At 63.2% G+C, this 22,294-nt stretch carries 22 protein-coding genes; 7 read left to right on the top strand and 15 right to left on the bottom strand.

The window, feature by feature from the left end:
• Positions 1–49 precede the first annotated feature (49 nt).
• Complete coding sequence (locus tag ACVWVY_RS27110; protein WP_456629237.1) at positions 50–553, top strand: SgcJ/EcaC family oxidoreductase; 504 nt, start codon at positions 50–52, stop codon at positions 551–553.
• A 133-nt stretch (positions 554–686) separates the two neighbouring features.
• On the opposite strand, the gene ACVWVY_RS27105 is transcribed toward ACVWVY_RS27110, so the two are convergent.
• The 6 genes from ACVWVY_RS27105 to coaD all read right to left on the bottom strand — a co-directional run bounded on the left by ACVWVY_RS27105 (position 687) and on the right by coaD (position 5,496).
• Complete coding sequence (locus tag ACVWVY_RS27105) at positions 687–1,988, bottom strand: PQQ-dependent sugar dehydrogenase (RefSeq protein ID WP_456629236.1); 1,302 nt, start codon at positions 1,986–1,988, stop codon at positions 687–689.
• Positions 1,989–2,302: 314 nt separating this feature from the next.
• Entirely contained in the window at positions 2,303–3,379 is a 1,077-nt protein-coding gene (gene queA, locus ACVWVY_RS27100; RefSeq protein ID WP_456629235.1) for a tRNA preQ1(34) S-adenosylmethionine ribosyltransferase-isomerase QueA, read from the bottom strand.
• Positions 3,380–3,522: 143 nt separating this feature from the next.
• On the bottom strand, positions 3,523–3,987 hold the full coding sequence (locus ACVWVY_RS27095; protein WP_456629234.1) for a peptidylprolyl isomerase: 465 nt from the start codon (positions 3,985–3,987) through the stop codon (positions 3,523–3,525).
• Positions 3,963–4,403 (bottom strand): hypothetical protein, encoded by a 441-nt coding sequence (locus tag ACVWVY_RS27090; RefSeq protein WP_456629233.1) that lies wholly within the window; start codon positions 4,401–4,403, stop codon positions 3,963–3,965. Before ACVWVY_RS27090 ends, ACVWVY_RS27095 begins: the two co-directional genes overlap by 25 nt.
• A gap of 4 nt (positions 4,404–4,407) precedes the next feature.
• A complete protein-coding gene (locus tag ACVWVY_RS27085; RefSeq protein WP_456629232.1) occupies positions 4,408–4,950 on the bottom strand; it encodes a peptidylprolyl isomerase in 543 nt (180 codons plus the stop codon).
• A 48-nt stretch (positions 4,951–4,998) separates the two neighbouring features.
• Positions 4,999–5,496: a pantetheine-phosphate adenylyltransferase gene (gene coaD / locus ACVWVY_RS27080; protein WP_456629231.1), complete on the bottom strand. Its 498-nt coding sequence runs from the start codon at positions 5,494–5,496 to the stop codon at positions 4,999–5,001.
• 276 nt (positions 5,497–5,772) lie between these two features.
• Here coaD and ACVWVY_RS27075 point away from each other — a divergent pair, with 276 nt between their 5' ends.
• Entirely contained in the window at positions 5,773–6,030 is a 258-nt protein-coding gene (locus ACVWVY_RS27075) for a hypothetical protein (RefSeq protein WP_456629230.1), read from the top strand.
• 224 nt (positions 6,031–6,254) lie between these two features.
• Complete coding sequence (locus ACVWVY_RS27070; RefSeq protein ID WP_456629229.1) at positions 6,255–8,174, top strand: potassium transporter Kup; 1,920 nt, start codon at positions 6,255–6,257, stop codon at positions 8,172–8,174.
• Positions 8,175–8,228: 54 nt separating this feature from the next.
• Here the strand turns inward: ACVWVY_RS27070 and ACVWVY_RS27065 are convergent, their stop codons facing one another.
• Positions 8,229–8,822, bottom strand: coding sequence for a VOC family protein (locus tag ACVWVY_RS27065; RefSeq protein ID WP_456629228.1), 594 nt, complete (start codon positions 8,820–8,822; stop codon positions 8,229–8,231).
• A gap of 167 nt (positions 8,823–8,989) precedes the next feature.
• Between ACVWVY_RS27065 and ACVWVY_RS27060 the strand changes: the two genes are divergently transcribed.
• On the top strand, positions 8,990–9,973 hold the full coding sequence (locus tag ACVWVY_RS27060; RefSeq protein WP_456629227.1) for an AraC family transcriptional regulator: 984 nt from the start codon (positions 8,990–8,992) through the stop codon (positions 9,971–9,973).
• A gap of 169 nt (positions 9,974–10,142) precedes the next feature.
• On the opposite strand, the gene ACVWVY_RS27055 is transcribed toward ACVWVY_RS27060, so the two are convergent.
• From ACVWVY_RS27055 to ACVWVY_RS27045, 3 genes are all read right to left on the bottom strand, one after another.
• Positions 10,143–11,114, bottom strand: a complete 972-nt coding sequence (locus ACVWVY_RS27055; RefSeq protein ID WP_456629226.1) for an MBL fold metallo-hydrolase — start codon at positions 11,112–11,114, stop codon at positions 10,143–10,145.
• An 87-nt stretch (positions 11,115–11,201) separates the two neighbouring features.
• The gene (locus tag ACVWVY_RS27050) at positions 11,202–12,407 is read right to left on the bottom strand and encodes an NAD(P)/FAD-dependent oxidoreductase (RefSeq protein ID WP_456629225.1); all 1,206 of its coding nucleotides are present in this window, start codon (positions 12,405–12,407) and stop codon (positions 11,202–11,204) included.
• 552 nt (positions 12,408–12,959) lie between these two features.
• On the bottom strand, positions 12,960–13,913 hold the full coding sequence (locus tag ACVWVY_RS27045; protein ID WP_456629224.1) for a helix-turn-helix transcriptional regulator: 954 nt from the start codon (positions 13,911–13,913) through the stop codon (positions 12,960–12,962).
• 354 nt (positions 13,914–14,267) lie between these two features.
• On the opposite strand from ACVWVY_RS27045, the gene ACVWVY_RS27040 reads away from it, so the two are divergent.
• Positions 14,268–15,200: a helix-turn-helix domain-containing protein gene (locus ACVWVY_RS27040; protein ID WP_456632320.1), complete on the top strand. Its 933-nt coding sequence runs from the start codon at positions 14,268–14,270 to the stop codon at positions 15,198–15,200.
• A gap of 107 nt (positions 15,201–15,307) precedes the next feature.
• On the opposite strand, the gene ACVWVY_RS27035 is transcribed toward ACVWVY_RS27040, so the two are convergent.
• Both ACVWVY_RS27035 and ACVWVY_RS27030 read right to left on the bottom strand, forming a co-directional pair.
• The gene (locus ACVWVY_RS27035; RefSeq protein ID WP_456632319.1) at positions 15,308–16,159 is read right to left on the bottom strand and encodes a catalase; all 852 of its coding nucleotides are present in this window, start codon (positions 16,157–16,159) and stop codon (positions 15,308–15,310) included.
• Positions 16,160–16,173: 14 nt separating this feature from the next.
• Positions 16,174–17,208, bottom strand: a complete 1,035-nt coding sequence (locus ACVWVY_RS27030; protein ID WP_456629223.1) for a GntR family transcriptional regulator — start codon at positions 17,206–17,208, stop codon at positions 16,174–16,176.
• Positions 17,209–17,334: 126 nt separating this feature from the next.
• On the opposite strand from ACVWVY_RS27030, the gene pcaB reads away from it, so the two are divergent.
• Positions 17,335–18,684, top strand: a complete 1,350-nt coding sequence (gene pcaB / locus ACVWVY_RS27025) for a 3-carboxy-cis,cis-muconate cycloisomerase (protein WP_456629222.1) — start codon at positions 17,335–17,337, stop codon at positions 18,682–18,684.
• A gap of 57 nt (positions 18,685–18,741) precedes the next feature.
• The gene (locus ACVWVY_RS27020) at positions 18,742–19,737 is read left to right on the top strand and encodes a Bug family tripartite tricarboxylate transporter substrate binding protein (protein WP_456629221.1); all 996 of its coding nucleotides are present in this window, start codon (positions 18,742–18,744) and stop codon (positions 19,735–19,737) included.
• 523 nt (positions 19,738–20,260) lie between these two features.
• Here the strand turns inward: ACVWVY_RS27020 and ACVWVY_RS27015 are convergent.
• The 3 genes from ACVWVY_RS27015 to ACVWVY_RS27005 all read right to left on the bottom strand — a co-directional run bounded on the left by ACVWVY_RS27015 (position 20,261) and on the right by ACVWVY_RS27005 (position 22,284).
• Positions 20,261–20,368, bottom strand: coding sequence for a DUF3237 family protein (locus ACVWVY_RS27015; RefSeq protein ID WP_456629220.1), 108 nt, complete (start codon positions 20,366–20,368; stop codon positions 20,261–20,263).
• A 147-nt stretch (positions 20,369–20,515) separates the two neighbouring features.
• Entirely contained in the window at positions 20,516–21,310 is a 795-nt protein-coding gene (locus tag ACVWVY_RS27010) for a class I SAM-dependent methyltransferase (protein ID WP_456629219.1), read from the bottom strand.
• Positions 21,311–21,726: 416 nt separating this feature from the next.
• Entirely contained in the window at positions 21,727–22,284 is a 558-nt protein-coding gene (locus ACVWVY_RS27005) for a hypothetical protein (RefSeq protein ID WP_456629218.1), read from the bottom strand.
• Positions 22,285–22,294 lie beyond the last annotated feature (10 nt).

Genomic DNA, 22,294 nt, shown 5'->3' with positions numbered 1-22,294 from the left:
CGCCGAACAACGCAAATCACTAGCCGCTCGCATTGCAAGAGGCCGTCTCATGTCTGGCCAGTATTCGCAAGGGAGTGTGTCATGCGATTCTTTCCCAAAAGTAGCCAGTGCAGCAGTTGCCCTGTGCATGTTGTTGCTACCATTCGGCTCCAGCGCTTTGGTCGAACCGAAAACGGAGGTGGCGGCAGCGGCCTCGGCATGGGGGCAAGCTATCGGCGGAGGCGATCCAGAAAAAGTCTTGACGCTCTATGCGGACGATGCCGTACTCTGGGGCACGCTGTCGCCGACGGTGCGTTCCAATCGGGCGGCGCTACAAGATTATTTCGTGAACGCCTTCAAGGCTCTGCCCGGCCTGAAGGTCGCCTTCGGCGATCAGTTGATCCGCGTGTACGGGAATGCGGCGATCAACACCGGCTACTACACGTTCTCCTATGTCAGGGATGGCGAGGCGAAGACCCTGCCGGCGCGCTACAGTTTAACCTACGTCAAGAACGGCGAACGTTGGCTGATCGTCGACCACCATTCCTCAGCCATGCCTTCACCACCGAAATAGGAGCTGTAGGGTGGGCAAAGGCGCACTTCGCGCCGCGCCCACCACCTAGCCGCATCGGCCGTGAATAGTGGGCACACTTCCGCCTACGCTCTTCGAGCTACGGCGGACAAGTCGCTTTGCCCACCCTACGCCGCTACGCGCCCGTCACGCGCCAGATCACGTTGCCGACATCGTCGGCCACCAGCAGCGAGCCGTCGGGCCCGAGCGTGACGCCGACCGGGCGTCCGTAGGAGACCTTCTCGTCGGGTGCTAGAAACCCCGTCAGAATATCCCGCGGCGGACCGGACGGGCGGCCGTTCTCGAACGGTACGAAGACGACGGCGTAGCCGCTCAGCGTGCTGCGATTCCAGGAGCCGTGCTGGCCGATCACCATGCCGTCCGGAAAGCCTGGAAGCGTGCCTGCTGGCATCCAGCACAGGCCGAGCGACGCGGTGTGGCCACCGAGCGCATAGTCCGGTTGAATCGCCTTCGCGACCATGGCCGGATCCTGCGGCACGCGATCGTCCACCGTCTGCCCCCAGTAGCAATAGGGCCAGCCGTAGAAGCCGCCGTCGCGCACCGAGGTCAGATAGTCCGGCGGCGTCTCGTCGCCGAGGCCGTCGCGCTCGTTGACGACAGTCCAGAGCACGCTTGTGTTGGGCTCCCATGCGAGGCCCACGGCGTTGCGCAGGCCGCCGGCGAAGATGCGGTTCGTGCCGCCGGCCAGATCGAGCTCATAGATCGCGGCGCGGCCTTCCTCGACCTCCATGCCGTTCTCGGCGATGTTGCTGAGCGAGCCGACGCCGGCATAGAGTTTTTTGCCGTCCGCGCTCGGCAGCAGGCTCCGCGTCCAGTGCCCGCTGGGCTTGAACGCCACGAGCTTCCGCCCCTCGGCGGTGATGCGGTCCGCGCCCGCGACGTAGGGAAAGGCGACCACGCCGTCGGTGTTGCCGACATAAAAGGTATCGCCGACCAGCGCCATGCCGAACGGCTGGCTCAGCCCTTCCATGAAAACCCCGCGTCCCTCGGCGACGCCGTCACCGTCAGGGTCGCGCAACAAGGTGATACGGTCAGCGCTGACGCCGAGCGCCGCGGCACGCCGCATCGTTGCCTGCATCGCATAATGGAACACGCTCCTGGGCGGTCCCGCGATTTGCGTGGCTTCTGCAATGAGCACGTCGCCATTGGGCAACACGTTGATCCAGCGCGGATGATCCAGATCTTTCGCAAACGCGTTGACCTTGAGCCCGGGGGCTGCCGTTGGCTTTTGCCCGTCGCTCCAGCCCTGCGCCGACGGCATCTTGAGCGTCGGGATAGCGCCTTGCGGCTTCGCCTCCGGTATAGCCGGCGTACTGCCCCAGGCCGGTGCAGGCGCGGATCCCTGCTGGCGGCGCCACAGCAGCGCAACGGCGCCGATCAGCGCGACGACGCGCGCAAAAATACCCGACATGTTCATGAAGTTCTCCAGATGATCGCGCGCACCCTATCCGACGGCAGGAACCGTTGGAACCTCGTCGTCGAGGCACAAAAGCGCCGGCGCGCGCCGCGCACCCGGATGGTGGCAACAGAGCAACAGCACACGCGAAAGCTCGGAAGCCGGTAGTTATACCATCTTGGCGGTAACAGCCGAATCGAAGAGACAGATAGTGGCGCTTTGTTGTCAGAGCGCTTCCTCCCTGAACCTTTAGCCCGCCGCACCGGCGGGCTTTTTTTCCAGGGTGCCGCGGCTGTCCGTGCTGGCGGCACGGCAGCAAGACGCCCGGCTTTGCCTCAATCCCGTGCGCGAAACAGCAGGCAGGCATCGCCGTAGGAATAGAACCGGTACCCCGCCGCGATCGCATGCGCATAGGCATGCTTCATCGTGTCGAGACCGGAGAAGGCCGACACCAGCATGAACAGCGTCGAACGCGGCAGGTGGAAATTGGTCATGAGGATATCGACCGCGCGAAAGCGATAGCCCGGCGTGATGAAGATCGAGGTCTCGCCGTCGAACGGCTGGATGATGCCGTCTTCGGTCGCAGCGCTCTCCAATAGCCGCAGCGACGTGGTGCCGACGGCTATGATGCGCCCGCCCTTGGCGCGGGCGGCGTTCAAGGCGTCAGCAGTATCGGCCGATATCGAACCCCACTCGGCATGCATCCTGTGCTCGGAGGTCTCCTCCACCTTGACCGGCAGGAAGGTCCCTGCCCCGACATGCAAGGTCAGGCGGTGCAGTTCGACGCCACGGCCGCGCAGCGCCGCTTCCAGGTCAGGCGTGAAATGCAGTCCCGCCGTTGGCGCTGCGACGGCGCCTTCGTTCGCCGCGAACATGGTCTGGTAGTCGGCGGCGTCGCGATCGTCGGGCGTGCGCTTGGAAGCGATGTAGGGCGGCAGCGGCGGCGTGCCGAGATCGGCAATGGCCTGGTCGAGCGCCGGCCCGTGAAACGAGAACGACAGCGTGATCTCGCCCTCTTCGCCCTTGGCCTCGACCTCGGCGTCGAGATGGCCGAGCAGGCAGACCTTGCCTTCATTGCCGAAGCGAACGATGTCGCCCGGTGCGAGCTTCTTCGCCGGCTTGACCAGCGCCTGCCAGCGCGAACCGTCAAGCCGCTTGATCAGCGTCGCCTCGATCTTGGGCTCGGTCTCGCGGCCGATGCGGCGGCCTTTGAGTTGGGCTGATATCACCTTGGTGTCGTTGACGACGAGCTGGTCGCCGGGCTGCAGCCACAGTGGAAGCTCGGCGACGCTGCGGTCATGCAACACGCCGTCCGGCTGCACCACGAGCATCCGCGCCGCATCGCGCGGGCTCGCGGGCCGCAGCGCGATGCTGGTGGCGGGGAGTTCGAAGTCAAAGAGATCGGTGCGCATCGGCCCAGGCCGTCATCGCCCGCCTTGTGCGCAATTGCGCACTGCGGCGGCGATCCAGTACTCGCCGGCGTCCCACATAACGAAAGCTGGCGAGTACTGGATGCCCCGCCTTCGCGGGGCATGACATTGGAGTTCGTTACTACTTACGCCGCGTCGACGGCCATGTGCGCCTTGACGATCTTGTCCGGATTCTGCACCGGCTCGCCGCGCTTGATCTTGTCGACGTTCTCCATGCCGGAGGTGACCTTGCCCCAGACCGTGTACTGGTTGTTGAGGAAGGAGGCATCGTCGAAGCAGATGAAGAACTGGCTGTCGCCGGAATCCGGGCTCGCGGCGCGGGCCATCGAGGTGGTGCCGCGGACATGCGGTTCCTTGTTGAATTCGGCCTTCAGCTTCTTGCCGGAGCCGCCGGTGCCGGTGCCGTGCGGGCAGCCCGTCTGCGCCATGAAGCCCTCGATGACGCGGTGGAACACGATGCCGTCGTAAAATCCCTCGCGCACCAGTTCCTTGATCCGGGCGACGTGGCCCGGCGCCAGATCGGGGCGCATTTCGATGGTGACGGGGCCCTGGGTGGTTTCAAGTATCAAAGTATTTTCTGTATCAGCCATGCTCTTTTCTCTTCAGGTTTGGGTGGACGTTTGCGGGTTCTGAAAGTGACCGCGAAAGGCCGGCCGGCGACCGCACCGCCCAGTCCCTCGGTAAATGGCAACGGCGTACAGCGTTGCAATGTTTCCATGACGGCAATTCGGTACGCGATCCGGTCGTCATCGCCGGCGTTTGCGGATTCATAGGTAATCTTGGGTTGACCGAGAATGGCGCCCTCGCGGTTGAAACTGACGATAACCGTGATGTCGATCGGGTTGGCGCGTGAGGCAGGCGGCGGCCGCCAGCACGAATACAATTTGGCGTAGACGTCCTTGATGGTGTCGAGCTGCTGCGGTTGGGCCTGCGCGTGCACCGCCGGCGCAAGCCACACGAGAGCGGCGGCAAACCAGACGAACTGCTTGCTGCGCGCCGAAATCATGGCCTCACTTGATGTCGGATGCGACCTGCACCTTCACCATCTTGTCGGGATCGACCACAGGTTCGCCGCGCTTGATCTTGTCGACCACATCCATGCCCGACACCACTTCGCCGATCACGGTGTACTTCCCGTTCAGCGACGCGCCTTCGGCGAACATGATGAAGAACTGCGAATTGGCGGAATCGTTGCTTGCCGCGCGCGCCATGCCGACGATGCCGCGCTTGAACGGCACGTTGGAGAACTCGGCTGCGAGATTCGGATATTTCGAACCACCGGTGCCGTTGAAATTCTTGCCGTCGCCTGTCTGCGCCATGAATCCCTCGATCACGCGATGGAACGGCACGTTGTTGTAATAGCCCTCGCGCGCGAGCTGCTTGATGCGCTCGGCATGCTGGGGCGCGAGATCGGTCCGCAGCTTGACCACGATGCGGCCCTTGCTGGTGTCGATGACGATCGCGTTCGCCTTGTCGAGATTGGCCGGCAGCGGCTGGGCGATCGCGGGAGCCACACAGAACAGCGCGGCGACGAGTGCGAGAATTCGGATCATGAAAACTCCGGATCAAGAGGTCGGGTAAAGGGAGCGCCGACGGGACGGCTAGCTGGCGAATTTGGCCTTGAGCTGGGCCGCGACCGAGGACGGCACGAAAGCGGAGAAATCCCCACCCATCTGGGCGATTTGGCGCACCAGTGTGGCGGTGATCGGGCGGACCGCCGGCGAGGCTGGAACGAATACCGTGTGCACGTCGGGCGCCATGGCCTCGTTCATGCCGGCGAGCTGCATCTCGTAGTCGAGATCGGTGCCATCACGCAGGCCGCGAATCATGATGGTCGCGCCTGCCTTCTGGGCGGCTGTAACAGTAAGGTTGTCATACGTCGTGCAATCGAAGGCGCAGCCAGCCGTCTGGGCGATCGGTCCGCATACTTCCTGAAGCATGGCCAGACGCTCTTCGGTCGAAAACAACGGCTTTTTACTGGAATTGACCGCCACGGCGACGATCAGGCGGTCGCATAGGGTGACGGCGTGCCTCACCACGTCCAGATGGCCGTTGGTGACGGGATCGAATGAGCCGGGGTAGAGCGCGATACGGGGCATAGGTCCCTCCTACCCCGCCCCGGGCGGCCCGGCAAGCCGGACCCGGTTCCCTGCCGGGCCGGCTTTTTATTTCGAATCGGCCAATGAACCAGTCTGGGGCTTCGAGCGTCTCTCTCGGCGAGCCGGCAATGTTTCGTCCGCCACTGGCCGACGAAACAAAACTCGGCCGGGATGAAACCATTTTCGGGGCCGGTGAAGACGGCCGGAAACTTGCGCTGGCTACAAGTCCAACCAACGAAACGACGGGGCCGCCAAGGCCCATGACAGGGGACCGTCATGATCAAGGCTTTTTCCGCAATCGCTGCCGCTGGGTTCATTGCCGCCGCGCTGACCGTATTGCCCGGTTTTGCCCCCCAGGTCGAAGCCAGTGTGCCGCAGGCGCTCGCCAAGGGTGACCGCCTGGATATCCGTACCGTCGGCAAGGATTGCTCGCAGCAGGCCTGGCCGAATTTCGAGGCCTCCTGCCTCCGCGCCGCCGGCTCCAAGTCGGTCGTGCGTGAAGCGCGCCTGGTTACCGCTGATCGCACGCCGTAGGGCGTCGACCCTACCTTTTCTTCCGTTATTTGCTTCCAGATTGCTCTGGTTTGAGGTCCTCGGGATGCCCCCCGAGGACCTCATTGATTCCGGCGTTGTCGTCGACCGTACACCGTCGAACGAAAGACTCTCCCGACGATCGGAACCCCATGGCAATTTGCGGCGTCTCGTCGCAGACTGGCAGTTGATTGCGCGCCTCGGCTGATCCGGCGGGCGCGATGCCAATGGGGGCGCCAGTGACAGTCACGCCAGTTGCAACCGCCGGCCACTCCACTCAACTCCCCGCAGCAGCCACGCTCGGCGCCCTTGGTGTCGTCTACGGCGACATCGGCACCAGCCCCCTCTACGCCCTGAAGGAAGCCGCCAGGGCCGCCACCCATGGCGGGCCGCTGACAAATGAAGCCGTCCTCGGCGTGGTGTCGCTGATCCTATGGGCGCTGATCCTCATCATCTCGATCAAATACGCGCTTTTGATCCTGCGCGCCGACAACCGCGGCGAAGGCGGCATTGTCGCGCTGCTGGCGTTGCTCCACGCGCGCCATGCGCAAGCCGGAACGTGGCGCGCAAAACTGCTGGTGGTGGGCCTCATCGGCGCCGCCCTGCTCTATGGTGACGGCGCGATTACACCGGCCATCTCGGTGCTCAGCGCCATCGAAGGACTGAAGGCCGACGCGCCGTCGCTTGCGCCTGCCGTCGTGCCGCTCACGGTCGTGATCCTGATCGGGCTGTTCGTCATACAGCGGCAGGGCACCCAATTCATCGGGCGGGCCTTCGGCCCGGTCATGGTCGGCTGGTTCGCCGTCCTTGCTGCGCTCGGCATCCACGGCATCGTCATGGCGCCGGGCGTGCTGGTCGCCCTCAGCCCGCTCTATGCCTTCGATTTCCTGATCCACCAGAACTTCCACGTCAGCTTCGCCATTATCGGCGCAGCATTTCTGGCCGTCACCGGTGGCGAGGCGATGTACGCCGACATGGGCCATTTCGGGCGATTTCCGATCCGGCTGGCCTGGTTCGCGGTGGCGCTGCCCGCGCTGGTGCTGAATTATTTTGGACAGGGGGCGCTGCTGATTACCGATCCTTCGGCCGCTGAAAATCCCTTCTACCAGCTCGCGCCGGATTGGGTGCACTACCCGCTGGTCGCCTTCGCCACACTCGCCACCGTGATCGCCTCGCAGGCCATTATCTCGGGCGTGTTTTCCCTGACGCAGCAGTCGATCCAGCTCGGCTTCCTGCCGCGCATGCATATCAGTCACACCACCAGCGACGCGATCGGCCAGATCTACGTGCCGCTGGTCAACTGGTTGCTCGCGGCGGCGACGCTGGGCGCAGTGTTGCACTTCGGCTCATCGGAAGCCCTCGCCGGCGCCTACGGCATTGCCGTGTCGCTGTTGATGGCTATCACCACGCTGCTGGCGGCGCTGGTGGCTATCCAGTGGGGCTATTCGCCGATCATCGTGATCGCGGTCAACGGATTCTTCTTCGCCATCGACGTCGTTTTCTTCGCCGCCAACTCGGTCAAACTGTTCGAGGGCGGCTGGTTTCCGCTGCTGCTCGCAGCGATAATCGCCTTCGTGATGCTGACCTGGCGCAGCGGCGTCAAGCTGGTCGAGCGCGCACGCGGAAGCCTGCGCCAGCCGGAAGAGGATCTGATCGAGACCGCCATCAACCGTTGCCACGCACGGCTCGCCGGCACCGCCGTATTCCTGGCGTCCTCGCCCAAGGGGGTGCCCCTGGCGCTGACCCAATTCGTCAAGCACAATCACGTGCTGCATCAGCGCGTGGTGTTGGTGACGGTGCTGATCGAGGAATCGCCGCGCATATCCGACGAGGACCGCGCCGAGATCGTCGAAATCATCCCGGGCATTACCCGCGTCATCCTGCATTACGGCTTCATGCAGTATCCGACGATCTATGACGGGCTGGTCCTCGCCTGCAAGCAAGGCAAGCTGCCGGGCATCGACCTCACCGACATCACCTATTACATCGGCCGCGAGACCATCATCCCGCGCGAGGATGTTCCGGGCATGTGGGTGTGGCGGGAAGCCCTGTTTGCCTTCCTGCAGCGCAACGCCGAGCGCTCCGCCGCCTTCTTCGGCGTGCCGACCAGGCAGGTGGTGGAGTTCGGGACCGAGATCGAGATTTAGGGGCGTGGCCCGGATCCAGCGAAGCCAAATCCGGGAACGCTCGCGCCCACGCGATCAATGTGATGGACTCGACGGAACACCAAACACCGGAACATCGGTGCGATCGACCAGCGCCTCGGCTCCTTCGTGCGGCAGCGCCTCTGCAAAATTAAGAGCGGCGTCGATATCATTCTCCCAGACCTCGCGCGGCAGATCGTACACCAGCTCCACACCATAGCCGTTGGGATCGTGAACATAGAGGCTGTGCGTCATGCCGTGGTCGATGCGCCGGTCGAACTTCACGCCCTTGGCCTGAAGATAGGCGAGCTGACGCAACCACGCCTCGCGGCTCGGATAAGTGATACCGATGTGATTGACGGCAAGCGGCATGTCCCACATTTTCCAGTCCGTGGGTGGCGGCGGCAGCTTCGGGTTCTCCACTAGCGCAAGATCATGGTGGTGGACTCCGTCCGTTCCCGTGCTGCGATAAAACTGCATTCTGGGGGTCGTTGGCCGGCCAGGGCGCTGCCTGAATTCCCCGACCAGCCGCAGGCCGATAATCTCGGTCCAGAATTGATGACTCTCCTCCATGTCGCGCACGTTCAGCACGATGTGGTTCAAGCCGGTTGGCGCAACCGGTCCGGGGTTTGCCGTCTCCGCTGATGCCATCGTAGCCTCTCCCTGTCTCGATGCCGGCCTTCATGGCCGGAGCCTCGCCTGATCTTGGCGCAGGTGTGATAACTTCCAGCGCGTAACTTGTACGATACGTACGGGTCCACAGGTATGCTGGGTTGTCTGCTTTTCTTGCTCGATCGTCCGAGACCGGGAGGCACGCAATGACGGATGTTCTTTCGGACGTGCTGAATACGGTGCACCTGACCGGCGCTATCTTCTTCGAACGCCATCTCCACGCGCCTTGGGTAGGTGAGTCACCGCACTCGGCTGCAATCGCCTCCGCAGTCATGCCAGAGGCCGAGCATGTAATTAGCTTCCATGCCATCCTGTCGGGCTCTTGCTGGGCCGCATTGGTCGGCAGCTCCGATTCCTGTACGCGGTTCAATGCGGGCGATATCGTCATCTATCCGATCGGCGACGCCAACGTCCTGAGCTCCGCGCCCGGGATGCGCGGCATTCCCGATCTCGCGCAATACTGTCGGCCGAAAGACCGGGCTCTGCCGATCGTGACCCACCTGAACAACGACGGCGCCGAGTACTGCCACCTTGTTTGCGGCTATTTCGGCTGCGACGCGCGACCGTTTAACCCGCTTCTGGAAGCCCTGCCTCGCATGCTCATCAGCCAAATGTCCGCCGCAGGACAGAGTTGGTTGTCCAACATGCTTCGCCTCGCAACCGAAGAGGCCGAACGCGGCAGCGCCGGCAGCGAAAGTTTGCTGGCCAAGCTTGCCGAGCTGATGTTCATTGAAGTGGTCCGCAAGTACATCCTTCAGCTTCCTGATGATGCGCAGGGCTGGCTATCCGGACTAAAGCATCGCCACGTTGGACACGCGCTGCGGCTCATCCATGGGCAGCCGGCAAAGCCGTGGACGCTCGCTGAACTTGCCCGGGATGTCGGCCTCTCGCGATCGGTCTTTGCCGATCGCTTCGCCCATTATGTGGGTGTTTCGCCGATGCACTATCTCGGCAGATGGCGCATGCAGCTCGCGACCCGGCGTCTGGCGATCCCGGGCGTCAGTGTGGCACAAGCGGGCGCGGAGGTCGGGTACCAATCCGAAGCCGCCTTCAACCGCGCCTTCAAGAAATATGTTGGTGTGCCGCCCGGCTCATGGCGGAAGGGCAAGTCATCGGCACTTCTGAAATAACAAGGAGTCTTGGTCGCTTCCGGGCCGCTTCAGGTTCGCGAGCTCCTGCCGGAAGATCGCAGCGCGGCCGTAATCAGGTCGGGACCGCAATCGGCAGCGCCGAAACCAGGGCGTGAACTCACTACGCTATGAGTGCGCGCCCTGGTTCGGTGCTTAATCCAACAAGCGGTCAGTAGTCCCAGAAGACCGGTACCCAACGAAAGGCGTCGCCGTCGACCGCCACATGGCCGATGGATGGGAACGGCAAGTGAGTCGCCACCAGCAGCCCGCCGGTCTCAGCCAGTTCCCGCAAAAGACGGACCCGAACGCGGGCCGCCTCCTCAGGGTCGTGTTCGAAGCCGTTGAACCAGTCGGGGTGCTCGAACCCGGCCGCGAACACTGCGTCGCCGGCGAAGGTCAGCCGGTCGCCGCCGGACGCCAGGCGGACCACGCTGTGCCCGGGGGTGTGGCCGCCGGTGCGATGGATCACCACGCCCGGCGCCACTTCGTACTCGTCCTCGAACGGCCGCAGATGGTTGCGATACTGTTTCACGAACCGCTTGGCGGTCGCTCGAAGCGCGTCCGGGAACCCCGGCGGCATGGAGACGCGAGAGAAATCGGGCGCCTCCCAGAACTTGACCTCGGCGGCCGCCAGGTGGATCCGCAGGTCCGGACGCAGCAGGTCCTTCACCCCGTCGACGAGCAGCCCGCCAACGTGGTCCATGTGCATGTGGGTCAGCACCACGTCAGTCACGGACGAAAGATCGATGCCGGCGGCCCCCAGTCGCTTGATCAACTGACCGGCCCGCGGCAAGTGCAATTCCGGGTCCAACCCTAGCCCAGCGTCGATGAGTATGGTCCGGCCGCCGCTACGTACCACGACCACGTTCAGCGCCCAATCGAACGCGTCCGGCGGCAGGAACATGTCCTTCAGCCATGCCGCCCGGACGGCCGGGTCGGCGTTGTGGGCCAGCACTGCGGTTGGGAGCGGCAGCACGCCATCGCTGACCACCAGCACGTCAATGTCGCCGATCCGCAGCGCGTAGCGCGACGGAACCAACTCTTCGGGCGCTCGTGTGCCGGGGTGCGAGGTTCTGTCCAGGCTCATGTTTGTCAGGCTCATCTTTGTCTCCTTCTGAGTGTCGCGGTTCATCTGATTCATCTTTGAAAACTCCTGCGCTCGTTCTTGGCGCTCGATCTTGAGCGGGTCGCGCCGCCAGCCGGAACGCGGTCGTCATCGGTTGGGCGTCTAGAGGTTGGTCACGCCTTCCGGATCGGCCGACGCGAGGGCGGCGGCGCGCTCGGCCTTCGGCGGGTAGATCCAGACGGTGTTGATTTCCTGCTTGGTCTTCTTGGCGACGTCGCCGACCATCTCCACCTTGCGCTCCCAGCCACGCGTGAACAGCGCGCCGGCGTCGCCGAGATCGAGACAGGTGACGTAGGCCTTCTGGTGGTAAGGCCTGGTGGCAACGCCGAGCAGTTCGGCTGCGGCATTGTTGCCGGCAAAGGCGCCCATCCGCGTCGCGTGCTGGCACGACATCAGCGCGTAGTTGCCTTCGTCGTCGCAGGCGGCACGGGCGGCATCGCCGGTGGCGAAGACGCCTTGAACGCCGGGCACGCGCAGATCGCGGTCGACCAGCAGCCGGCCGAAATTGTCACGCTCCGCGGGGATCTGCGTGGTCAGGGGGGCGGCGCGAATGCCCGCTGCCCAGATCACGGTCTCGGCTTCGATGTGTTCGCCGCTGGACAGCGTAACGCCGGACTCATCGAGCGAGGCGACGCCGGCGCCGACACGGGTTTCCACGCCAAGCCTGCGCAGGGCGTCCTCGATGACGGGGCGAGGACCTGCGCCCATGTCGGGCGCGATGGCGCTGTTGCGTTCGACGATGATGACGCGGGTCTTCGCATCCTTGCCGAGGATCTCGCGAAGCCGCGCCGGCATTTCCGTTGCCGCCTCGATGCCGGTGAAACCGCCGCCGGCCACGACGACCGTGTCGCGTCCGTTCATGGCCGGCCGCTTGGCGAGCCCATGCAGGTGCTTGTCGAGGGCAACCGCATCGTCGAGCGAGTCGACGCTGAAGCCGTGCTCGGCAAGGCCGGGAATGTTCGGACGGAATAGCCGGCTGCCGGTAGCCATGACCAGGCGGTCGTAAGTGAGCGACTTCCGCGGGCCTTTCCCGGTCGAGATCTGCACGGTGCGGGATTTGGTGTCGACCGTCTCGGCGCTGCCTTGCACATAGTCAACGTCGATGGCCTTGAGCACATCGAGCAGCGGCGCGGTGAGCGTCTCGGGCTTCGGCTCATAGAGACGCGGGCGAACCACCAGCGTCGGCTCAGGTGCGACCAGCGCGATTTCGAATTCGTCGGGCGAGACGCCCTGGATCTCGCGCAGGCGGGCAGCAGAAAGGGCAGCATACATGCCGGCGAAGCCGGCGCCGATGATAACTAATCGCATGTGAAGTTCTCCTTTGGTTTGATTCTCTCGAAGATCCGCGCGCTACCGCCGCTGCTCCTCGGTGCGGGCAGCGATCGATGACGACGCGAAGACGTGAAATGAAGACGCCCAGCCTGTTATGGAGGTGAGCAGTTCAGCGTGAGCGGCATTGGCATGGGGCGGTCGCATGCCGCGTGGCAGCCTCTGGAGCTGAGCGGCCAGCCGCGCTGAAAGACAATCGAGCGAGCGGGTTTCAGAGGCCAATCCGTGGAGATTGGGGCGCCGTCCTTGATCATGATGGAAAGCATCGAACTGGTAGCTTGAGCCGCTTGCGCCGGACTTTCAGTTTCTTCGCCTGTCGCCGAGGTGAAGCGAACCGTCAATGAAAGCCCGTACATGAGGGCGCTTGCGACGACCCTCCGTCGTGATGTGATGGCATATGGGCCGATCAAATTATTCCAGGCCATTGCTTGTCTCCCTGGCTGTTGGCGTGAGCACCGCGATGATCTTGATCTAGCGGATCAAGCCTGGCGCCGCCCCAGAGCGATTGCCGTCGCTATAGAGCGATTGCTGCTAACGCATGCGCCTGCGCCAATCGCTCGGGGTTTCGCCGGTCAGCTTTCTGAATGCTGCAGCGAAGGCAGTCTGCGAGGAGTAGCCAAGCGCCGCTGCGATCGAGACGACCGAGTCGTCGGTGTCGCGCAGCATCTTCATGGCCTGCTCGAGCCGATGCTGGCGCAGCCAGGCATGCGGCGAGAGCCCCGTACTCTCCTTGAAGGCGCGGCAGAAGTGAAAGCGCGACAGGCCGGCATCCGAAGCCAGCGCGGCAAGCGAGACGTCCGTATCGTCTTCCGAGCGCAAACGCTCGATCGCGCGACGAAGCGCGGTTGGTGCAAGGCCTCCCAGCATTGGCTGAAAGACGGCAGGCGCCCCGGCATGTGCAGCCAGCAGGCGTGTGGCGAGAAGATCATTGAGCTGGTGCCGGAACAGCGCGTCCAGCGCCGCGCTGCCTACAATCGCATCCGATGCGCTCATCAGCAGGCGGGATGTGATGGGATCAGGATGCCCCGTTCGCTCCAGCAACTCGGCCGGCGCCGTGTCGGCTTCACCGGCAACGCGCACCAGCGTCCTGTGGGGAAGGTAGAGCTGAACGACGTTGACGGGCCCGGGAATGTCCCAGCGGGCGCTTGAGCCGGCCGGAATGATCGTCACGACCCCGGTACGCGCCGTTCCAATCGCAGCTGATTTTCCGTTACGCCGCTCCAGCCGCTGCGCGCCGGTGGGATACGTCATGATGACGTGATCGGCCATTGGCTCGACGACGTCATGCAGTGCGCCATGCTTCCAGTGAGCGATGGCGCCGCTGGCCGGGTCCGAAGCCATGCTGACCGGTGCGGTCTTCAGCACGCGCGCCATCTCCACATCGGCGGGGCGCGGCTCGCCGTTCGGCAGGAAATGCTGGGTCGCCCCGGAAGTGTCGGACTGGGTCTGCTGCGGAACGTCGCGCAGGGTTGGTCTGCAGCTCATGATCAATGACCTCGCCGTTGAGACACTTCGATTGAGCGTGTTCGGCGTGCGTTCTAGGCGCTGTGAAGGCCAAGCGTCTTTCCCAAAGCCGCCATGCTTTGTCCGAACCTACTGCAAGCGGCCATCACGCATGTGCGACCAAAGTCGGGTGGCGAACCGCCGTGGAGAGTTGCATTGCTGCGAATGGGAAAACTGCGCTCACTTTCTCGTGTAAGTTATTGGGCTTTGCGTCATAAAACCGAAGCATTGCAGCTTCGGACGAACAACTGGACGGCCGCGCAGCGATGGCGGATAATGGTACTCACCTCCCGGGCGAGCGAGTTTCGGCTTAGCCTCATTGATGAGATCATTTGGATGGCACAGTCGGGCGCCTTCGGGCCGAGGCTAGGCAAGTTCTTGCACTTGAAGGATGCGCCGCCTTCGTTGATGACGCGTTCCTTGCGCAGCGTCGAACTCGCCGTGACCGAGACCCGTGATGATAATCCCGTGCCCGGCCTCTCTGGCTCGCTTGCTCTTGAGGACGCCTTTCTCGTCAGCCTGAAACTTCACGACTACCCGGACTGCGAACTCTGGGAGAACGGCAAGTGCGTGATGAAGGCGGATGTCCCGGCGGGGGCAACATATCTGTATGATCTCAAGCGCGATCCCCGCTATGTGATCGACAAACCGTTCCACTCCCTGTTCTTCTATCTTCCTCGCTCGGCGCTCGATGGCATATCCGAGCGGTCAGGCGCGCGGCGCGTTGGCGAGATCGCCTGCGAGCTCGGCGTCGGTCATGACGACGCGATCATTCGTCAGATCGGCGCTTCGTTCCAGGAAGGGCTGCGCCGGCCGGCGGAGACCAACCAGCTCTTCATCGATCACATGATGCTCGCGCTCACCGCGCACGTTGCCCAGACCTATGGGGGATTGCAGTGCCCCGCTGAACTGGCCCGCGGCGGTCTTGCGAGCTGGCAGGTGAAGCGTGCTTGCGAAAAGCTCGAATCCGATCTTGGCGGAAAAATCTCGCTGGAGCGAATCGCGGCGGATTTCGATCTTTCGGTCAGCCATTTCTCGCGCGCCTTCCGCGTCTCTACCGGCCTGCCGCCCCACCAATGGCTGCTGCGCCAGCGCGTGAATACGGCCAAGCAGTTGATGAGCGTGCGCGACCTGCCCCTGTCGGAGATTGCGATATCGGCCGGGTTCGCCAATCAAAGCCACTTCACGCGGGTGTTTTCGGCCGTGGTCGGCGTCAGCCCGGCGGCGTGGCGCCGCGAAACGCAGGGCGCACCGGAAAGCGAAACCTGACGTTCTTCTTTTGGCGCGTTTTCTACCGCAGATAAGTCTACGCAATCTGCGTAAACTTGATTGCTAAGCGAACCGGTACCCACTTCGCTTGAAAACGCTCTGCCGGATCAGCGACGTCTTGCCTGCGAGATCGCGTAAGCGGCGCAGCGCGCCGCAAACATCTCGTCCGGCGGACGACCGATGCCTTCGGCAAGGTTGGCCGGATTGAAGACGGCCTCCTCGCACACATCGTTGGCTTCGACGCCGGTGACCACGATCGTTCCCAGTCGCAAGGCTTCGCGCGCGTCCTCGTCGGGCCATCGGATGGTGACATCCATGACGGGGTCGCCGGGACGGTCGAGCAGCGCCATCACGCTGAACCGGATATCGCGGGCCGCGATCCGGGAGTCGAGATCACCGTGCAGGAGGTCGGGAGGTTTCGCCGTGGTCTCGCTCGCGACCTCCCCGCCTTCGCCGACCGGCATGACCTTGAACTTGATGAACCGTGTCTCGCCTTTTGAATTCGTCGCGGGAAATGCGTGCACCCCCCAATAGGTCGTGCCGGCAAAGCTTGCGGGCAACGGATGCGCGGCGATGTAGCCCGCCTGATGCAGCGTTTCAGGATTGCTGGCGGAAAATGCCTCGACCTTCTGCCAATCCGGCTTGCCGTCCGGTCCCAGAATGCGTGCCGCAAGGAAGGCCAGCATCTGATCGAGCGTCCTGGCAAAATGGACCGGGGCGCTTTGCGTGAAAATTTCCGAGCGCTGACCGTCGCTGCCGAGCCGAAAGCTGAAACCGCGCAACAGGAGGTCCGTGTTCGCCGCCGTCGGATTGCCGCCGTCCAAGGAGAAGCGCGCCAGCACGCGCGATGGCTTGGTGAAGCTGCGGGATTTCGTGATCTCCCGCGCCTGATCAGAGGGGGCATAGGTACCCCGAACGCATCGGCCCCAGGCGAAGCTCGCGCGGGTCGTTGACCGCAGACCGGCTGCGGCCTTCAGGGCGTCGACAATGGATGCGGGCGTGGCAACGCCGCTAGGGAACCTGGGCAGGACGGAACCTTGGGCTCGAACATTGGGACTTTGCTTTTGGCGTAGGGCAAGCCAAGCGTCTTTCCCGAAGCAACCATGCCTTGTCCGATTCTGCGACGAAACTTGCCGATGGCAGCACGTAGCCCGGGTGGAAGCGCAATCCGGGCTACAGCACTGACCGCGATGGCAGAGGAAGCGCGCCCGGTTACCGCCGGTAATCTCAAGCGCGCGATCTTCTTGCCGGAAGATCGCGGCGCGCGGCCGCCGGTCGTCCCGGGATTGCCGACGCGCTTCAGCACCGACGTCACGACGTATCGGCCGGCGGGATGGATGCTTTCCGATATCTCGAACAGGCGGCCGTGCGCGTCCAGATAGCGACGGATGACTTCCAGCGCGGGCGATCCGGCTTCCGCTCCCAGCGCCTTGGCAAACGCGTTCGGGATCACGGTCGCCGCAACCGTTTGATGCACTTCGGAGGCGATCACGCCGTAGCTGTCCGCAATCATGTCGCAGACCAAGCGGCGATCCTTTTTGATGTCGCTCACGGCCTCGGCATAGCTTTCCTCGACATAGCAATCGACCCAGGCCAATGGCGGGCTTTTGGGCTTTGTCGAGGCACGAACGTAGGCGATCCGCAGCCAGCGCGAACCCGGCTGACAACCAAAACGCCGCGCCGCCTTGCGATCCATCACGACCGTCTCGATGCTTCTGATGTCGCGATCCGTCGCAGCAGCCAGCGCCACGAGATCGCTCAATGACCCGAGCGTCTGCTGAAAACTCTCCTGTGGAGGTTCGCGCGTCTCAACCCGCGTGCCGGAACCCTTGCGGCGCGAAACCGCCCCAAGCTCGGTGAGCCGCCGCATCGCCGCACGCACGGTCTGCCGGCTGACCTCGTAGCGCGCGGCAAGCTCCAGTTCGGTCGGTATCAGGCCGCCGACGGGATATTGGCCCCGGTGGATCGCCTCCAGCAGATCGCGGGCGATATCCTCGTAAATTGGCATGTCGAAACGGTTCTCGCGGTCGGAGTGCTGCTTAGCATGGCTTCGGCGGTCCCGCACCCCGCGCTTGACAAATTTGTACACATAAATCATATGGCCGTACATATTAACGGGGAGTGAAACAGGCGCATGGCCAGCACCATGTTCGACAGCGTCCTCTATCGCGACGTGTTCTCGACGCCGGCCATGCGGGCGGTGTTTTCCGACGAGGCTCAGCTCAAGGCCTATGTGCAGGCCGAAGTCGCGCTAGCGGTGGCCCAGGGCGAAGCCGGCGTGATTCCCCGCGAGGCGGCGCGGGAGATCGCGAAAAAGGCTCCGATGATCGTGCTCGATAGCGAGCAGTTGAAACACGACACCGAGAACGTCGGCTATCCCATCGTCGGCCTGGTGCGCCAGCTCTCGGAGCAACTCGGCGAAGCCGGCCGCTACGTGCATTGGGGGGCGACCACCCAGGACATCATGGACACGGCGACGGTGCTGCAACTGCGCGAAGCGGTGGCGCTGATCGAAGCCCAACTCGTCGAGGTGATGGCCACGCTTGCCGATCTCGCCCGCCTGCATCGCGATACACCGATGGCGGGGCGAACCCATCTTCAGCAGGCCCTGCCGATCACGTTCGGGCACAAGGTTGCGGTCTGGCTCTCGGCGCTGCAGCGCTCGGCCGACCGGCTCGCACAAGCCAAGCCTCGCGCCCTTCAGGCGCAGCTCGGTGGCGCGGTGGGAACGCTGGCCTCACTCGGCGAATCGGGACTGGATGTACGCGCCGCCTACGCGCGCGCGCTCGGCCTCACTGAGCCTGACATCACCTGGCACGTCGCCCGCGACGGGCTGGTCGAGATGGTTCAGACATCGGCTGTGATCTGCGGCGCGCTCGGCAAGATCGGCTATGACGTCATGATCCTGATGGCGACCGAGATCGGCGAGGTGTTCGAGCCTTTCTCCTCGCATCGCGGCGCGTCCTCGACCATGCCGCAGAAGCGCAATCCGATCTCGTCGGAAGTTCTGCTGGCCAACGCGAAGATATCCCGCGACGCCGCCTCGCTGATGCTCGACAGCATGGTGCAGGATCTCGAGCGCGCCACCGGCCCCTGGCACTGCGAATGGCTCGCATTGCCCCAGGTCTGTCTTCTCACGGCCGGATCGTTGGCGCAGGCGCAATTCATGCTTTCCGGCCTGATCGTGGATCAGGCGGCAATGAAGCGAAACCTCGATTCCACGCGCGGCCTGATCGTGGCCGAAGCGGTCATGATGGGGCTGGCGCCTGCGCTTGGCCGACAGCAGGCGCATGACGAGGTCTATGCCGCCTGCCGCGAGGCGTTCACCCGTAGCGAGCCGCTCCTCGATGCGTTGCTGCGGCGGCCGGCAATCGCATCCGCCCTGCCCCGCGACCGGCTCGCCGCCTTGTGCGAGCCGTCGAACTATCTCGGAACGGCCGGGATGATGGTGGACCGCGTGCTCGCGCGTCACGTCAAACGGTAAGCAAACCGATCACCACAAAACGATCGACACAAAATAATCGACACTTGGGAGGATCTCATGGCGTCCCGAATTCTTGATCGCCGCGCCGTCACGTTCGGCCTGGCAGGCGCACTCTGCATGCCGTCCATTCTTCGTGCGCAAACGAATTACCCGGACCGGCCGATCAACGTCATCGTGCCGTTCGCCGCCGGGGGACCGACCGATGCCATCGCCCGCATCTATGCCGAATTCCTCTCGCGTGACCTCGGACAGGCGCTGGTGATCGAAAACGTCGCCGGGGCCGGCGGAACGATCGGCTCGACCAGGGCCGCGCGCGCGACGCCTGACGGCTATACGATCCAGATCGGCCAGGCCGGCACGCACGTGTCCAGTGTCGGGCTCTACAAGAACCTGAAGTACAACCCCATCACGGATTACGAACATCTCGGATTGCTCGGTGATCTTCCGCAGGTGCTCATCGTCAAGCGTGACCTTCCGCCCGATAACTTCAAGGCATTCGTGGATTACGTCCGCGCCAACGAGGCCAAGCTCAACGCCGGCACTGCCGGACCCGGCTCGTCGGCGCATATGGGCGCGGCGATGCTGAACGTACGGCTCGGAACCAAAGTCAATCTGGTCTCGTATCGCGGAACGGGTCCTGCGATGAACGACCTTATCGCGGGCCAGATCGACTACATGGTCGAAGTGTCGCTCACGGCGCTGGCTCAGATACAAGCGAAAACCGTGCGCCCGCTGGCTGTCTTTCGCTCCGCGCGGATTTCCACTCTGCCCGACGTGCCCTCCACCAACGAGTTCGGCGTCGACGGCCTCGACTTCCCGGTCTGGCTCGGATTCCTTGCGCCCAAGGGAACGCCGCAACCGATCGTGGAGCGGTTGAACGCGTCGATCCGCAAGGCAACCCAGGATGCGACCTTGCGCGCCCGTCTCGCCCCGCTCGGCCTGGAAATGCCGCAGGATGCGACCAATACCCCGACCGGCTTCCGCGACTATGTCCAGTCGGAGATCAATCGCTGGGTGCCGCTGATCCAGAAGGCGGGGCTGACGATTGAGTGAGGCCTGCGCGCAGCACTCAATCCGGCCCGCGATAGTTTGGTAAAACGATCGCGCCCCAGGGAGGTGCTTGAGTCAGGTCTGCTTGTGTCCCAAAGCCAACATGACCGCGGGCGCTGCCGACTTCGACAAAAGGAGAATGCAGCAAGCCGGTGCGCGAAACACTGCAGGGCTTACGACCGACGAGGCTGAACGGCACGAGCGCGATCCACGTACAGGCTAGCGAAATTGTTGTGCTGACGGCCCTGCGACACTGTTCAAAACAGAAAAAAGCACCCGATCAGCAGGCCCGCAGAAAAGGACCAAAGCCCCAAGGTGCAAGCCGACACGACGCGCACGAGGTTGCGAACCTGCACCTCGAACTCCGCATCTGTTGTCTCATGGAACTGAGCTGTCATTTGCGTGGCCCTGCCCAGTAGGCGCGGCCGGATGTACGCACAAATCATGGTAAAGGTGGGGCGTTTGCGCCCCGCAGTGATGGCAATTGTTTTGCTGATTTAGCTGGCTCGCGGCGTCAAACCACGCGCTAAACCTTATACTTGACCATACTACCAGGTCCGAACCGCCCCTCTGCTACGAAAAGGCCTTGATTGAGCCATGCACAGCGCGGATCGCCAGTCTCAAATCGGGGCAAACGGCCCCGCGCCAATTTCCACTGGTGGCTTGAGCGTACCGGCGAGTGCAAATTCGAATTCGAAGTTCAGCCCCCTGATGGCGCGTAACGCGCACTGGCTAAATTGACAGACGTGTCGTTTAGGTCCCGGAGCCTGAAGGCCGTGCGCTATTTTCGAATTCCAATAGTGCAGAGGTACTCGCGCGGCATGGCCAGCCCGACTGGGGTACGATACTTCTCATGCATCGCGACGAAATCTCGCTGAAGTGCCGCGCGCCTTTCAGGTTCGAGCGAAGCAGCCAGCGTCTTGGTTGGACCATAGCCGGATACAAAAATGTCCCATACTGTTTGTCCGCTCGGCATACGAAGCACCGTGGTGCCACGTTCGAATGCCAAATCGAATTCATCACCTAGCAACTCCCGAACGCGGTCTTCCCGGCCCCACGCGAATGGCGAAGGAGGAGGATTGTCCGGCGGTGGTGGCATGTACGGCCGCATGGTCTGGAATATTTCATCAACCGCACTGCCAGGCAGCCAGGTGACCAGTCCGAGCCGCCCACCCTTGCGGGTAATGCGAGCCAATTCGGCAGCCGCGGCCTCGGGGCGCGAGACGAACATGACACCGAACGTCGACGTAACGCAGTCAAAACTCTGATCCGGAAACTCCAGCGCTTCGGCGTCACCGACCTTGAAGTCGATCTCCGGAGCCATCCGCTTTGCCGCCTCGATTACGCCTTCACCAATATCGACGCCAGTTACCTTTGCGCCCCAACTTGACAACCGACGCGCAGTCCAGCCCGTGCCCGTCGCAACATCCAGAATCCGCTCCGCCGACTGCGGCCAGACTCGATTCACGACATGATCGATGGCGTCAGCTATGCTTTGGCTCACGATGTCGTAGGACGCGCCGCCGGAGCCCCAAGTCGCAGCTGATTTCAGATTATGGGGAAGAACTTGTGTCATGAGCTCACTCCTCGATATGGCATCTTCGTCGATCGAGAATGACTAATCGGCCGCTAACGCTCCAACAGGAGGACACTGGCACGGAAGGCGAATCTCAACCACGCCTGGACAGCGAATGCGGCGCTATGTCTCAGATCAGATCCGGCTCATGTTCGTGGCTAGGGAGCAATCCCGATCCCGATGCCGATACCGATAATCGCCAGCGATATGACGATCACCAGCACGTCAATCGTCAGCCATGTGGGTATGCGCTTTGCAGGTTGGGTCATAGCGTGTGCCCTCCGCTGCCGCGTTATGTACCGAAAGCGCGCAAGTGGCTGTGAACGAGTTCACATGTTTGAACAATCGCCGCCGCCGTCGCCAGGGCTGGCGCGTCAACCTTCGATCACTGTGACCGCCGGGATACCACCGTTCCGCTAATGCACCATTCTGTGGGATGATCTTCGGTGAACAGTCACTCCAATCAGCACCGCTAACAGCGCCATCAACATGATGATCACCATGACGATAGTCCTGGTGTTCATCAGCGATGGTTCTGCAATCGCCGCCGGCTTGATCCGGTGCTGCGGCAGTTCTTCATCGGGCCAGCGATCCAGAATCTTCACGATCGGCTCTGAGGGCATCGCCGCCATGCTGTTTGCCCATTTGCGCAAATCATCCGGCGTTAGCGTTCCGTTGGCTCCCGTGGGCACCGGGCTGGGGTCGGCCACTTCAACTTTTACTTCCGGCTTGGGTCTGGCTTTGGTTTTATGCGACGCCTCGACCCGGTTCGCCCTTGCGGCTGCCACTTTTTTGAGACGGTGCGAGGCACGCGGCGAGGCATCCCAGCAGCGACCCTTGCCATGCCAGTACAGATACGAGGTGCGATAGATGTTGCGGGCCTCCGCCCTGGTCATGCAGTCTTTCGATGCATGCGCGACGGCTGGCGACAACAACATTACAACAGCAATGGCGACAATACGCATGTTCGGCATGATGGAGAGC

Source organism: Bradyrhizobium sp. URHC0002 (assembly GCF_054059515.1).
This window is presented reverse-complemented; position numbering and strand designations above follow the sequence as displayed.

What these genes read in the sequence shown, in the direction of transcription:
- ACVWVY_RS27110 (WP_456629237.1), top strand. Translation starts at nt 50, where the DNA reads ATGTCTGGCCAGTATTCGCAAGGGAGTGTGTCATGCGATTCTTTCCCA.
- ACVWVY_RS27105 (WP_456629236.1), bottom strand. Translation starts at nt 1,988, where the DNA reads ATGAACATGTCGGGTATTTTTGCGCGCGTCGTCGCGCTGATCGGCGCC.
- queA (WP_456629235.1), bottom strand. Translation starts at nt 3,379, where the DNA reads ATGCGCACCGATCTCTTTGACTTCGAACTCCCCGCCACCAGCATCGCG.
- ACVWVY_RS27095 (WP_456629234.1), bottom strand. Translation starts at nt 3,987, where the DNA reads ATGGCTGATACAGAAAATACTTTGATACTTGAAACCACCCAGGGCCCC.
- ACVWVY_RS27090 (WP_456629233.1), bottom strand. Translation starts at nt 4,403, where the DNA reads ATGATTTCGGCGCGCAGCAAGCAGTTCGTCTGGTTTGCCGCCGCTCTC.
- ACVWVY_RS27085 (WP_456629232.1), bottom strand. Translation starts at nt 4,950, where the DNA reads ATGATCCGAATTCTCGCACTCGTCGCCGCGCTGTTCTGTGTGGCTCCC.
- coaD (WP_456629231.1), bottom strand. Translation starts at nt 5,496, where the DNA reads ATGCCCCGTATCGCGCTCTACCCCGGCTCATTCGATCCCGTCACCAAC.
- ACVWVY_RS27075 (WP_456629230.1), top strand. Translation starts at nt 5,773, where the DNA reads ATGATCAAGGCTTTTTCCGCAATCGCTGCCGCTGGGTTCATTGCCGCC.
- ACVWVY_RS27070 (WP_456629229.1), top strand. Translation starts at nt 6,255, where the DNA reads ATGGGGGCGCCAGTGACAGTCACGCCAGTTGCAACCGCCGGCCACTCC.
- ACVWVY_RS27065 (WP_456629228.1), bottom strand. Translation starts at nt 8,822, where the DNA reads ATGGCATCAGCGGAGACGGCAAACCCCGGACCGGTTGCGCCAACCGGC.
- ACVWVY_RS27060 (WP_456629227.1), top strand. Translation starts at nt 8,990, where the DNA reads ATGACGGATGTTCTTTCGGACGTGCTGAATACGGTGCACCTGACCGGC.
- ACVWVY_RS27055 (WP_456629226.1), bottom strand. Translation starts at nt 11,114, where the DNA reads ATGAATCAGATGAACCGCGACACTCAGAAGGAGACAAAGATGAGCCTG.
- ACVWVY_RS27050 (WP_456629225.1), bottom strand. Translation starts at nt 12,407, where the DNA reads ATGCGATTAGTTATCATCGGCGCCGGCTTCGCCGGCATGTATGCTGCC.
- ACVWVY_RS27045 (WP_456629224.1), bottom strand. Translation starts at nt 13,913, where the DNA reads ATGAGCTGCAGACCAACCCTGCGCGACGTTCCGCAGCAGACCCAGTCC.
- ACVWVY_RS27040 (WP_456632320.1), top strand. Translation starts at nt 14,268, where the DNA reads ATGGCACAGTCGGGCGCCTTCGGGCCGAGGCTAGGCAAGTTCTTGCAC.
- ACVWVY_RS27030 (WP_456629223.1), bottom strand. Translation starts at nt 17,208, where the DNA reads ATGCCAATTTACGAGGATATCGCCCGCGATCTGCTGGAGGCGATCCAC.
- pcaB (WP_456629222.1), top strand. Translation starts at nt 17,335, where the DNA reads ATGGCCAGCACCATGTTCGACAGCGTCCTCTATCGCGACGTGTTCTCG.
- ACVWVY_RS27020 (WP_456629221.1), top strand. Translation starts at nt 18,742, where the DNA reads ATGGCGTCCCGAATTCTTGATCGCCGCGCCGTCACGTTCGGCCTGGCA.
- ACVWVY_RS27010 (WP_456629219.1), bottom strand. Translation starts at nt 21,310, where the DNA reads ATGACACAAGTTCTTCCCCATAATCTGAAATCAGCTGCGACTTGGGGC.
- ACVWVY_RS27005 (WP_456629218.1), bottom strand. Translation starts at nt 22,284, where the DNA reads ATGCCGAACATGCGTATTGTCGCCATTGCTGTTGTAATGTTGTTGTCG.